At 22.5% G+C, this 13,960-nt stretch carries 14 protein-coding genes; 2 read left to right on the top strand and 12 right to left on the bottom strand.

Features of this window, described 5'->3' with window-relative positions; genetic code table 25:
* The coding region (locus VAMP_RS02555; RefSeq protein ID WP_213348905.1) for a hypothetical protein at positions 1–184 on the top strand (184 nt) is incomplete at its 5' end.
* 137 nt (positions 185–321) lie between these two features.
* Here the strand turns inward: VAMP_RS02555 and VAMP_RS02550 are convergent.
* Positions 322–726 carry an HAD hydrolase-like protein gene (locus tag VAMP_RS02550; RefSeq protein WP_213348903.1) on the bottom strand — a complete coding sequence of 135 codons (405 nt, stop codon included), beginning with the start codon at positions 724–726 and terminating at the stop codon, positions 322–324.
* Positions 727–935: 209 nt separating this feature from the next.
* Positions 936–1,241 carry a hypothetical protein gene (locus tag VAMP_RS02545; protein ID WP_213348901.1) on the bottom strand — a complete coding sequence of 102 codons (306 nt, stop codon included), beginning with the start codon at positions 1,239–1,241 and terminating at the stop codon, positions 936–938.
* A gap of 620 nt (positions 1,242–1,861) precedes the next feature.
* Here VAMP_RS02545 and VAMP_RS02540 point away from each other — a divergent pair.
* Complete coding sequence (locus tag VAMP_RS02540) at positions 1,862–3,040, top strand: DUF3137 domain-containing protein (protein ID WP_213348899.1); 1,179 nt, start codon at positions 1,862–1,864, stop codon at positions 3,038–3,040.
* A 566-nt stretch (positions 3,041–3,606) separates the two neighbouring features.
* Here VAMP_RS02540 and VAMP_RS02535 read toward each other — a convergent pair.
* The 10 genes from VAMP_RS02535 to VAMP_RS02490 all read right to left on the bottom strand — a co-directional run.
* The gene (locus tag VAMP_RS02535) at positions 3,607–4,047 is read right to left on the bottom strand and encodes an RT0821/Lpp0805 family surface protein (RefSeq protein ID WP_213348892.1); all 441 of its coding nucleotides are present in this window, start codon (positions 4,045–4,047) and stop codon (positions 3,607–3,609) included.
* A gap of 103 nt (positions 4,048–4,150) precedes the next feature.
* Positions 4,151–6,280 (bottom strand): ribonucleoside triphosphate reductase, encoded by a 2,130-nt coding sequence (locus VAMP_RS02530; RefSeq protein ID WP_213348890.1) that lies wholly within the window; start codon positions 6,278–6,280, stop codon positions 4,151–4,153.
* Positions 6,281–6,395: 115 nt separating this feature from the next.
* Positions 6,396–6,791 carry a hypothetical protein gene (locus VAMP_RS02525; protein WP_213348888.1) on the bottom strand — a complete coding sequence of 132 codons (396 nt, stop codon included), beginning with the start codon at positions 6,789–6,791 and terminating at the stop codon, positions 6,396–6,398.
* 27 nt (positions 6,792–6,818) lie between these two features.
* Positions 6,819–7,187, bottom strand: a complete 369-nt coding sequence (locus VAMP_RS02520; protein ID WP_213348886.1) for a hypothetical protein — start codon at positions 7,185–7,187, stop codon at positions 6,819–6,821.
* Between the two features lie 42 nt (positions 7,188–7,229).
* Entirely contained in the window at positions 7,230–8,303 is a 1,074-nt protein-coding gene (gene prfA / locus VAMP_RS02515) for a peptide chain release factor 1 (protein WP_213348884.1), read from the bottom strand.
* A 34-nt stretch (positions 8,304–8,337) separates the two neighbouring features.
* Positions 8,338–9,000 (bottom strand): hypothetical protein, encoded by a 663-nt coding sequence (locus tag VAMP_RS02510; RefSeq protein ID WP_213348882.1) that lies wholly within the window; start codon positions 8,998–9,000, stop codon positions 8,338–8,340.
* Between the two features lie 23 nt (positions 9,001–9,023).
* Complete coding sequence (locus VAMP_RS02505; RefSeq protein WP_213348880.1) at positions 9,024–10,280, bottom strand: periplasmic substrate-binding domain-containing protein; 1,257 nt, start codon at positions 10,278–10,280, stop codon at positions 9,024–9,026.
* A gap of 24 nt (positions 10,281–10,304) precedes the next feature.
* A complete protein-coding gene (secG, locus tag VAMP_RS02500; RefSeq protein ID WP_213348878.1) occupies positions 10,305–10,523 on the bottom strand; it encodes a preprotein translocase subunit SecG in 219 nt (72 codons plus the stop codon).
* Positions 10,524–10,934: 411 nt separating this feature from the next.
* Positions 10,935–11,795 carry a hypothetical protein gene (locus VAMP_RS02495; RefSeq protein WP_213348875.1) on the bottom strand — a complete coding sequence of 287 codons (861 nt, stop codon included), beginning with the start codon at positions 11,793–11,795 and terminating at the stop codon, positions 10,935–10,937.
* A gap of 175 nt (positions 11,796–11,970) precedes the next feature.
* Positions 11,971–13,960: hypothetical protein (locus VAMP_RS02490; RefSeq protein WP_213348873.1), on the bottom strand; the 1,990-nt coding region annotated here is incomplete at its 5' end.

Here is a 13,960-nt window from a genome sequence, read left to right as displayed (position 1 = left end):
AAATTTGTGTAGTACACAAATCTATTTTTATTTTCTCGCAAATCCTTGTCTAAATCAAGGATTTAGAAATTTTGTTCTACAAAGATGAGCTTTGTCTTTCTTGATTATTTTTATAGAGTATTGTGAAATCAAATTATCAAGTTTTACATTGGATATATTTTTTGCAAATTTATTTCTTTTATAAAGATCTTTTAAATTATATTTCAATTGTTCTTTTATTACAGAAATTTTTAAAAAATAGGATGAATTTCACAAAAAAGTTTTCTTTTTCTAATATTATTTTGATCATCTTTCAAAATCTTTTTCAAGCTTTGGTACTTCTTACTTTTTGAATAAAACCATAAAATAAAATTTTCCAAACGACGATGAATACCTTTTTTTTTGATTTGGTTTGCGTAAATATTTAACCAAGATACTTTTAATTCATGCTTGATTCGTCATACAAATATCTCTAAATATTTGATCACTAATATAAATACTTTGCTCTTTGAGTAATTTAAAATTTTCAAGTGCATTAATTAATTTATATATATTAGGTTTATTTGCTTCAGCGACAAATGAAGAATCAATATTTTTACAAAATTGATTAATTCTTTCAGTACTGTTATCAGAAAAAAGTAGAGTTTTTAAGCCGATTTTATATATTTCTTGAAAAAGGTTTTCTATTTCTTCACTTGGATTTTCTCCATGATGGGCTAAAGTATTATCAATATCAAAGATTATCATACGAAAACCTTGATTGTAAATTTTTTGATAATCTAGTAAAAAAACACTTTCAACATAACAATTTGGGTAATATTTACTGAATATAAATATTTTTATTAATTAATAAATGTTAAATCCAAAATTTGGTAGAGTTGATTTTTGCAGTCCTTATGAAATCTAATTAAACAAAAATAATCGAACCATATACACCGTGTTATGTGATGTAATTTTTAACTTAGCCGAATATATCAGTAAGTGTTACTACAACTATTCCAAATAAGAACAACTTCATTATTCAATAGCATTGTTGCAACAAAAGCTGGCACAGCTTCAAATCTGCCAATTTTGATAAGAACAATAAATAATACTATAAAAGGAATAAATGGTATGTCAAATAAACTAACAAACTCAGCTATACCAGCACCAACAAAACATTGAATAATATTTGGAGGATAGCCTGAAAATAGTTTTGCAATAATCCACAATACAATTCCTCCAATTAAAACCATTAAAATGTAAGCTAATATTATTGCCATATTATTTATATTAAAAATTAAAAAGTAAATGTTTAGTCTAAAAACATTGTAAACAAAATTAAATTCAGTATAATTAAATTCAGTATAAAGATAGTAATCTTTAAATAAATAAGCAAATTAAATAATGAATATATACAGAAAAAAAGATTATACTCAAGGGCATTTGAGATGTAAAATTATAGAAAGACATAATAAAGGGAAAAACATATAGAGAAATATGTAATGAAGTATAAATACTAAGCACAGCTACTATTAGTAGACGAGCAAATTCAAGCAACATTGCTTCAAAATCAAGCTCCCCAATCTATTCCTATATAGAAAACATTGATTTAAAAAACTTTATTGTCTATATGCCATTAGATGATTGTATTGAAGAATTGATGAATCTATATCAAATCAAAATACCTAGAAACTGAAAAAAAATATATAATATATGTAACTATTGAGAGAAAGGCCAGAATTATTTATATTGAAATACATAAAGATAAAAAGGCAATTACAGCACAAAAATTCTTAAGAAATGTAATAGAATTTATGCCAAATATGAAATATTTTAAGTTAAAAACAAGCTAGTGAAAAAAATAAATATCAATAATTATATTTTATAATTAATACTTGCAATGAATATTTTTACACAATCAGAAATAAATAAAGTTATAAATGAATTCAAAGTATCTAAAGATTACAGAGAAGTAATAAATCTTCAAAAGAAGTATAATAATTACTTAATGATAAACAATGTTATTTTTATAATTCTATTAATCTTTTTATTTTATCAAGTATTTTTAAAAAACTATGATCAAGAACTAATTGAAATAATTCATATAGTTGTCTTTTTATGACTTTGTTCTTTGATAATATGGTTAATTATAGGGTCAGCTATAAAAAAGAATTTTTCTAAAAAGATAAAAGAAGGGGTCTACTGAAAAGTTTTAGAAAAAGCTTTTTATTGATTTCAATACTCTATAAAAGATGATTTATTTAAAATATGCTTTTATGAATATTCAAACAAGTCTGGTTTATTAGATCCAAGCTATAATACAGTAAGAAGAAGTGAAGATTCTTTTTTTTATAAGAAAAATGATTTATCTGTGATGTGAGTAGATTTTTGTTTATCTAGAGTTACAGAGTCAACTGATAGCGAAGGTAGAGAAACAAGAAGTGAATATATTACAGATTATGGAATTTTGATGTATAGTAGAATAAAAAATATTGAAAGAAAAATAAAAAAGAGAGTAAGGATTCTTAAATCTATATCTCCTTTTAAAGCTATTGCAAATAAAGCTAGACTATATTTTAATTGATTTGCAATTGTATTATTTATAATAATTCTAATTATAAAAATTTTTCAATGAATTATGGGTGTAATTTTTCCAATTATATCACAAATATGATTTTGAGGATTTATGTTAATTTTAATAATTTTATATTTAGTCTGAATTTTTTTATATGAGTTATTTTATAGAAGAAAAAATTTACCTAAAGAAAAAAAAATACAATTAAATGATAAAATATTTAATAAGACATATGATGTATTTTGTGAAGATGAAATTGAAGTTTGAAGTATTTTAACTCCTAAAATGCAAAGTCAATTACTGGAATTAGAACAAAAAACTAGCACAAGCAATGTAAACATTGCTTTTATTTGAGATGAAATTTATCTTTATTTAAAAAATAGTAATGATAATCTTGAAATATCTTTGAAAGAAGAACCTGAAGTTAGTTTAGAAAAATTTTTATTAGAATTATCTGTAATTTTTAGTTTTCTGGAATTAATAAATCTTGAATATAAGAATTAGTCCATTTCTTTTTTCTTTAGAGACCTATGAAAAATTATATGGTATTTTTTATAAAAATTTAACTTTATTTAAAAATCTAAAAAAACTATTTCTTATTTTTTTAAGAAAATTCTTTTGTAAAGTCTTTTTATATTACATATATAATGTTTATTATAATTCAAGTAAATAAAAATTTTATGATACATCAAATGAAGTATATGTAAGATTGTATTGTATATGGTTATTAAAAATAATTTCTATAAATTAATGTAATTTATTTAATAACAAACTATAATTCAATGTATAATGCCTACGATATAGAATATAATCAAAAGAGCAAAAAAACAAGAGTTTGTTTTTTAGAAAAAAATTTGTAAATTGACATAACAATAACTAGAAAATAGAACTCCTTATAAGGTTATTGAAAAGTTCTATTATTGATATTTTTAACAACGATACTTTTTCTTACAATTTAGATTTTTTTATTTTCTCGCAAATCCTTGTTTTAAACTTTATCCACTCAATTTGTTAAAAAAACAAAAAAAGGAGTAGAAATACTACTCCTAAAAAAATCAAATATTTAATTATTATTGTACTTGCCAAGTTCCATCAGGTTCTCGACAAGCTTTTCCGTAAAGCATTTCTTGTCTTCCTCTAATAAAGACTTCCGTCGCATATTCTCTACAAACAGAAGTACTTGAAGAAAAAGTGCGAGTTGGTGTTACTCTATATTGATTATTAGTGTCAGGATTTTTCCATTCTGTGCTTTGTCCAGTTCTATTGACTTCCAATGCTTTTTTTGTCATCATTTTGTCAACAGAATCCATCCTAGCACCTATATTACTTCCGACACTAGCACCTATTAAAGTACCACCAATCACAGCAGCAGTTTGATAGCTTTTAGCTTGTGCACCAAGCATACCACCAAGCACACCACCAAGTAATGCACCAGAAGTTTGATTTCTAACGGATGTAGTTTGACATGCCGTAAGAAAAAAAACAAACAAAAATACGGTTAAAATTCTCATATTAATAGTCTCCTTTTTTTAGAAGGTAGGATTTTTGTTTTAAAGATTTTTTTAAAAAAGTCAACATTATTTAAAGTTATTTAATAATATTTTAAAATTGCTATTATACATTCTTATATCATTTTTCTTCATCACACTTTGGGCAGTATTCGTGTTCTCCAGCAATGTATCAATGTATAGGACATATTGAAAAAGTTGGACTAATTGTTATATATGGTAATTGATAATTACTTACTATTGTTTTAACAAAACTTTTACAAGCTTGAGCACTTGAAATTCTTTCTCACATATACATATGCAATACTGTTCATCAAGTATATTTACATTGCAATTCATTTTGTAAATCTAATGCTTCAAATGGGTCATCTGTATAAGCAACAGGTATTTGACTTGAATTAGTATAATAAGGTGCATCTTGTGTTCCAGCTTGAATAATATCTGATATTTGCTTTTTATCTTCTTTTGCAAATCTGTATGTAGTTCATTCTGCAGGTGTCGCCTCTAAATTATATAAATTTCAAGTCTCTTCTTGATATTCTTTCAAAATATCTCTCATAAAATCCATAATTTCAACAGCGAACTTTATTCAAAAATTGCTTGTAATATCTTCTTTTCAATCTGTAAAATTTAATATAGCTTCATTAATTCAATTAATTCATATCGTAGAAAAATGATTTCTAAAAGAATGTAAATATCTTTTTGTATATGGATATAATCATTTATCTAACCATTTAGATAATTCTTTTCTTTTAATTTCTAATGATGATTTAGCTCAATCCATCAAAAATTTAATTCTATTCTTAAATCAATCAATATCTCATTTATAATTATATCATATTCTAGCCATATTAATTGTAATTACTCAAATACTTCAAGTCATTTCAGCAGAACCAAAAAGTCAATTTCATCTTTTTTCTAATTGTTTCAAATCTAATTGAAGTCTACAGCACATACTTCTTACAGCTCATGGGGAATATGCATCCTCATTTTTTACTTTTTTATTTTTTCAATTTTCATCTTTTATTATTTTGTATTGAGAACCAATAAAATTTTGGAAATATGGAATTCAATATTTAGCTGTCATTTCAAACAAATCTTCAACTAACGGATCATTTCGTGGAAAATCTTCAGTCAAATTATATGTAGGAATAGGGAAAGTAAATACATTTCAATTCGCATCTCATTTCGTATAAACTTCAATTAATGCCCTATTTATAAGTCTCATTTCTTCTTCTAATTCTCAATATTTTTTCTTATATTCTCAATTTTGTATTCATCATAAATAAAGAGCTTTATCTTTTAAATCATCAGGACATTTCCAATCTAATGTTATATTTGTAAACGGTGTTTGTGTTCACCATCTAGAGGGAACATTTAATCAAAAAATAAAATTTTGAAATTGTTGATAAACATATTTATAAGTCATATTATATAAATAATTTTTTTCTTTTTCTTTTGTTTCAAATTTAACTCATAATTCAATCAAGTTTTCTTTTAATTCTTCTTTATATTTATGAACAAAAGGAGCCAAATAAGTATCAAAACTTGAAAATGCTTGTGCTCAAGCTCGTTCATTTTGTAAAGTTCACAAAAAATTTATCATTTGATTTACTGTAGATTGCAAATTTTTCGGAGGTTCGGATTGCACTCTATCAGAAAGTCAATTAAATCCTTCTTCCAAAAGTTGTCTTAAACTCCATCAAGCACAATATCAACCAAACATATCTAAATCATGTATATGTATATCACCGTTTCTATGTAAGTTTCAAATATATTTTGGATATATATGAGAAAGCCAATAATTTGCAACAACTTTACCAGAAATATTTAATATTAATCATCATAAACTATATCAAGAATTTGCATTTGCATTTACTCTCCAGTCAGATCTATCTAAATATTCTTTCATAGTTTTTTCTACTTGTACTACTACATTTTTATCAATTCTACTTTCATTTCTTTGATTACGATACAAAATATAACTTTTTGCTGTTTCATTATGTCAATTTTTAATTAATATTTCTTCAACACAATCTTGTATTTGCTCCACACCAACAATACCATCTAAATTATTTTCTAATATTAGATTAATTACTTCTTGAGTATAAAAATCTACTTTTGAAAAATCAGTTCATCAAACTGATTTAATAGCTTTTATTATAGCTTGATTAATTTTAATTTTATCAAAATCAACTATTTCTCAATTTCTTTTTTGTATTTTATATATCTCCATTTATTTATTAAAATTTTTATTAAAAACGAGTTAAATATATTTTATATATATATTAACATATAAAAATCAAGAACAAAATTTATTTTAAATAAAATATACTTTAATATACTCTTTATTAAAGTTTTGGTAAAAATGCTTTAATTCTTAAATCACAAGAACAATTAATATCTTGATAAACAGAATCAAATTCATTTGCTATCTCAAATAAAGTATCAACCGAATTTACTGGTATAAAAGATTTATCTATTACACAATCATTATCTCCCAAAACATAAACATATATATAAATTTTTTCTCATTGAAGAAGTCAAAGAAGTATTTCTTCTATTCTTTCAACATCATTAAAAGAATAATACATATTTGTCAAAAAATAAGAATAGAAAAACTTATCAAAAAAATTTTCTGTATATAATATTAAATCATTTATTTGTTTTGAAAAAGATGCACTTGAAACTGTATTTTTGTAATTTATTCATATTAGATCATATATATAATTATTTTTTTCATTCATAAAAATTTAAATTTATTTTTAAATAAATTAAGCTTTTGAGATAAAAACACTTACAGAATTATTACTATCATTATCTTGTAAATATTCATCTCAATTTTCCAATAAATCAAAAACTGTCAATCATTCTATATTATAAGATTCAAAATTTCATCATATTTCACTAACTATCATTACAAATACTTTTCATCAATTCAAAACATGTAAAATAGTTTCTTCATAAAGATCTGGATCATATAAAGTAGATTTTTTAAAAAGCTTAAATATATTAGAATTATTTATTTTTGACATCAAATCATTATAAGAATCCAATATTTCAATAATTTGAGAATCTAAAGTATTAGAATATGATAAATCACTTTTATTTAATCAATTTTTCTTATTAAAATTATTCTCCATTTATTTTTTATTTTTTAATATATTTAAAATATAATTTAGTTTTTAAGATTCACTTTGTTTACTTAATAATTTTGATTGATTTTCCAAAATCAAATCTTGAACAATATCTTCTATTTCTCATGATAAAATTCATGTTATATTTGACCAAGATTTTTTTATACGATGATCAGTAAGTCTATCTTGTGGAAAATTATAAGTTCTTATTTTTTCTGATCTATCTCAAGTTCATATTTGATTAGACTTTTCTTCTTGCAATTTTTCATTATGTTCTTTTTGTTGTATTTCAAAAAGTCTAGATTTCAAAACATCAAAAGCTCTTTCTTTATTTTGTAATTGTGATTTACCTTCTCAAATAGTTACAATTAATCAAGTTGGTCTATGTATAACTCTTACTCATGTTTGATTTTTATTAGCATTTTGTCATCAGGCAGAACTAGCTGCATATGTTGTAATATCAACATCTTTTTTATTAAAATTTACTTGCAAATCATCTACTTCAGGCATTATACTAACCGTCACGGTACTAGTATGAACTCTTCAATTACTTTCAGTATTTGGAATTCTTTGTACTCTATGAACTCAACTTTCAAATTTTAACTTTGAAAAAACACTATCTCATTTAATTTTTAATATACATCATTTAAGTCAACCTATATCACTAACTTGCTCTTCAATTATTTCACTTTTCCATCAAATAATTTCACAATATCTCAAATACATTCTCATAAGTTCCATAGCAAAAAGTCATGATTCATCTCAACCAGCTGCTGGTCTTATTTCCATAAATACATTTTTATCATCATTGGGATCTTTAGGTAACATTTCTATTTTTAACTTTTCTTCCAAATCTAAAATACTTTCTTTACAAGTATTTATTTCTTCTTTTATCATCTGTAACATATCTTCATCGGTTTCTATTTCAAGTAATTGTTTAGATTCATTTAATGATTTATATATTTTTTTATATTCTTGATACAAATCATATGTTCACTGCAATTTGGAAAGTTCTCTATTTAATTTTATAGCTTTTTCATTATCAGAAAAAATATCACTTTGACAGAGTTGTTCTTTTATATTATCATATCTATTTTCTATATTTTTAATTTTATCCCACATATATATTTTTTAAATTTTTATTTAATAAAAACACTTATTCTGATATATTTTTTCTTATAAAATTAATAAATTTTTTATTATCTAATATCTTTTTTCAATCAATTTTAGGTCTTTTGGAAACTATTATATTGTCAATATAATCTATAATAAATCTATAATCATAAAGTCTTTCAGGAAAAGAAATTCATGAACTCTTCTTAATATTCAAATTTCCATAAACTTTACCAAGTATTATAAAAGGAACTTCATTAGAATATTTTGAATGAATAGAACTTAATAAATCATTTTTTGTTTTTCAATCATTTATAAAATATTGATTTATATTTGAAGCCATATCATTATTTATATATCATGATGGATTTATTTGAGGGTCACTTGTCATAAATATATTTGATATATCTTTTTTTAATCACATATTAATTCATCTTATTACAATATCATAATTTTGAGATTGTACTTGTCATTGAAATTCTTCAGATGAATCAATTCATTTGAATGTAAAAAATTCTAATATTCATTCAGATTCAAATATTTCTTTCATTTTGGAAACTACATATTCATTTAATTCATTTTTAAAATATAATACATTATAATTTAAAGAATTACTTGTTGCAGGTATTTGTTCAAGTGGTTTTTCTTTATAGTATAAGGAAATATTATACAATTCTTTTTCTTCTCAATTAATTTTTCATCTCAATATATAATCATTTTTTCAAATTTTTATATTTGAAATCTTTCAGATATATTATACCTTGCAATACTTGACTGATCATATCATTGCAATACATAAGCTTGTCAATCATTATGTTGGACTGATACTGAATCAAAATTTTGTCATAAATCAAAAGATATATTAAACAAATCATCTATACTATCCAAATAAAAAGTTCAAGTAAGATTTTCCAAATTTAATTCATTTGGCATATTTTCTAATTCAACTTCTACTTCTTTTGGGCTTGTTATTTCTTTTTCTAATTCTTCAAAAACTGTTCTCGGTGCTCATCATTGTATATCTGTATCAAACAAAAACTTATCTTTAATAAAATATTTTTTATAATCTCATTTATATATATTATTATAAATTATTTGTGAAATAGTTCTTCTAATATTAGATGATACATTATCTGCTTCAACATTAAAAAATATTGATACAAAATTATTAAGTATTACTTTATTATTTCTAAATCAGTTTAACAAATCATTTCAAATATAAAGATCTATCAAATCAGAATTTTTTTGGTACTTTTGAAAATCCTCAAAACTATCAAAATTTTTTACTTGATAATTCATAACAAAACTTTCATCACAATTATTCATATCAAAAATAATACTATCTTTATCACTAGTAGATTGTCTAAATGTTGCACAATTACTTCAAATCGGATTATTTGAATAATTCTCTACATAATAAGTTACATCTTTTCATTTAAGTAAATGTCTTGGAAGTATAAAATTAGAAAGAAATATTTCATTATCTTTACTTCAATTTGGAAATATAATTTTTATAAAATCTCATTGATCTTGTATTTCCAAATTTGAAAAACTATTTAAACTAGATATATTTCGTATATTATTTTTTATAAGTTCATTATAAGTAAAAAATATATCATCATTTGTAATTGGAGTTCAATCATTCCATTTTTTTCATTCTTTAACACTAATTTCAAAAACTCTAAAATTTGAAGTTTTAATATTACATAAATCTTCTTCAAATTCTATATTTGTATTATCAACATATGGCGATAAACATCAATTAAACAAAAGAGACTGAAAAAATTTATCTTCTCAAGTATTACTTAAATATGGCAAATATGTAGCTTGAGAAAATACTCAATGTACAAATGTTCATCATTTAACAGGCACTTGTTCAGAAATATCATAAACAAATGCATATACAACATGCACAGTTATTAATATCCAAAGAACAAGTATTCATGAATAAAAATACTTAAAGAACTTCCAATGTGTTATTTTCATAAAATCTAGTTTATCTATATAGATTTAAATATATGGCAAAAATAGAGCAATAGAAAAAAATATTATAGAACTAATAATAACAGATTTTTTAAGTCATCATTCTATACTTTTTTTGCTACCAAAATCTTCTCAACCTGCTCAAGATATTCAACTTCAAAGTCAACCTTTAGGTGACATAAGTAATATTGAAAATATACAAACAACTCATGAAATCAACATAAAAGCTATCATCAATCATCTCATAATATTAATTTTAATTTAATTATTAAATAAATACATTATTAATTATTTTTTTATTTTTTTCAACCAAAAATGTATATTTTATTTAATATAATTAATTATATACATTATAAATGTAATAAATTTTATATTAGTTTTTAACAAAAAAATTATTTGTTTCAATATATAACTATAAAACAATTATTTTTTTATTAAAAAACAAGAGAAAAGTAAATTAATATACTAAATCTCTTAATCTTATTTTTTTACATAAATAATTACACTAAAATTAATTTATAATCTAAATTATATTATATAATAATTTTGTTTAAGTCAGGTTCAAAAATAGAATTAAAATTAAAGTTATCATAATAATGATATATTTTTTCTATAACTATTTTGTTTATATTTAAAAATATTTTTAGTATAACATTCTTAAATTAAATCATCCAACCTTGCCTGTATATCTTCTTTTATTTCATTTTTTTCTTCGTTCATTTTTTCTAACTCTTTTATAATATCAACTCACAAATCATATAATTCTTGTGATATAATTCATTTCGGAATTTCAACTTCATATCATCATGATGACCATTCTGGATAAACTAAAGTTCATCAATTAAGATATACATCTAATTCCTCAATTGTAACTTCATCTTCCAAATATGAATATCTAATATCAGTTATATTATCAATCAAATTATCTACTGCTAATTTCATTTGATTTTTGTATTCATCTTCAGGAATTATATCTTTATATCTTATTACATCTCTTGGCCTAAGCATTCAAATATTATTAAATACATCAAAATCATCATAACTAAAATCTACTTCAGAATCTACATGTCATCTAATTTTAACAAAATACATTTTATCCCAAGCTTTAATAAATTCTTCTGAAAAAACATCTATTTCTCAAGTTTTTTTTGACTTAATAGTATTATTTTCTCATTCTTTTTCTTTAAATTCATTATTGTATAATGAAAAACTTCAATCATTATTATATTCAATATCATATCATAATATCAATGCTGAATATTTATATCGTCTTTTGTCTATATCACTTCAAATATTTACAAATAACATTTCTTTTAAATCAGGATTTAATATTAATATAGGGCTTTCGTTAATATTATTATAAATAATATATTCATCTTCTGTTATTTTTTTTGCTTCTAAATTTTCTGCTTCTATTCAAAAATCAGAATATATTATATCTTTATTCCTATCCAAAAAATCATTTATATTATATTCGGGGGCAACAATTTCTTCTTTTTTTTCAAGTGTATCAGACATATTTTTTATCAATTAAAATATAAATATAGTTTAATATATAAACTAAATATCATAGCACCTTCACCAGGTAATCAAAATTATATACAAAACATACAATTTGTCAATTTTTGGACTACCAAAATCTCTGGAAAAGTAATAATACAAATCCAGAGATTAAGAATAATATATAATAATTTTAAAATAATCAATTTGACAACCAAGATCTATAAAGAATTAATGCTAATTCATATCTTGTAATAGGTCTATCTTGAGCCCAAACATCTTCTTCTTTAGTAAGTCATAGATATCTAACAAACTCAAAATAATTATACCAATTTGGATAAACTGATTCATCCAATTTTCTTCACAAAATAACTTTAACTAAAACAACAAATACATCTGATCTATTAACTAATTTTGAAGAATTAGCATTTTCCATATCAAGTCATACTTGTTCCAATCACACCACATTAGTTCCAAATAATACAAAGAATTTAATAAATTCTTGTAATGTTAATTCATCATCTGGTCTAAAATCATCAACACTAGTATAATTTGTCAAACCATATCTATTCATAAAAGATAAAGCTAATTCAAATTCATCATCTACCAAATTATCTGAAGAAATAATTTTATCATAATCATTTAAAATTGATAATATATCTTCAATTTTTATTCTTCAAATATCTTTAAGCTTTTTAGTATCATTAACATGCTCAGATAAATCATTAATAATTTTAATTATTATTAATAAATCATTATAAGAATTTATAAACTTGGATAAATCACGACCTGATATTCTTTTATCTTTTATTTGATTTACAATTAATTTATTTAATAAATTAACTCTATTTTGAACATCAACAGAATCAAAAACTGGTATATTTATTAATGTTTTTGAATTATGTATTATTATACTTTCAATAGTATATTCTATATCATTATAAATATTGTTTTCATCTTCAACAATATTTTCATCTTCAATAATGTTTTCATCATCTTTAGATTCTTCAAATTCATCATTTTCTTCAGAATCATCTTCGTTATCATTTTCTTCAGATTCATCTTCGTTATCATCTTCTTCAGAATTATCTTCGTTATCATCTTCTTCAGATTCATCATTTTCATAAGGTTTCCAATATATATTTGTTCAACCTCATCATCATCTACGAATAGTAATATCTAACTCAATATTAATAATTTTTCATGTTCCATTTATAACAAATCATCATTCTTCACTTTCATATCATATTGCACTTGCTATATATGTATAACTTCAATTTTCTAAATTATAAATATTTCAACTTCCAACTTGTATATCTCAACTTAAATTTTTAACTTCTAAATCTAAATCTGTAGGATCTAGATTAAATTCTACTTCATATTTTTCTAAATCTACTTCTTCATCTTCTTGAGAATTAAATACAAAATATGAAAAGGTTTCTGTTTCAAAATTACATACTTTGTTATTATTTAATACACAAGAAGCAATAAGTTCTCACCATCCCATTCAATCTTTTGATCTATATATATCATATTCTTTTCATACTTCTCAATCTTCTAATTCAACAGACACTTTAAAAGGATTATTTTCATCAGATTTAAGAGTAATTCAATTTTCAGCTCATAATTTCATAAATACATTATTTCAAGTTAATCAAGCTCAATCAATTTCACTTTCATCTATCTTACTAGGAGGTATTATAGATCAATCCCAATCTCATCATTCAACTTCAATATCTCAAGATAAAGATAAACTTCAAGAAAAAACATTAGAATCATCTAAATCAGATTTAATTACAATATTATTAGATAATTTTAGTTTTGAACCACTTCCAACTTTAGATCAAGTCAATAAAGTAACTCAAGTCGATTCTGTATCACCAGGAGAAACAAGATTAGCAGTTCTAAAAGTTCCTGTCAAATAATCATCATCTAATACTAATTTATAATAATATCTTGTCTTACCAAGCAAACCAGTAATATTAGCACTTCAAGTTCAATTATTTATATCAAAATTTTGAATATTTCAAGTTAAATTTTCAAAATATGAATCAGCAAATAAATCAAAACTTCCTGTATTAACATCTGATCTAAAAGAATATATCAAATTAGCTCAAGTTTGAGTTATTGAACTTATTCTATGTGATTTTATTATTTTTGATAATTCAATATTTACCTCTCTA

The sequence above is a fragment of the Candidatus Vampirococcus lugosii genome, from assembly GCF_018420025.1.
Taxonomy (GTDB): domain Bacteria; phylum Patescibacteriota; class Gracilibacteria; order Absconditabacterales; family Absconditicoccaceae; genus Vampirococcus; species Vampirococcus lugosii.
The sequence above is the reverse complement of the archived record's forward strand: the minus strand, read 5'-3'. Positions and strand labels throughout refer to the sequence as shown.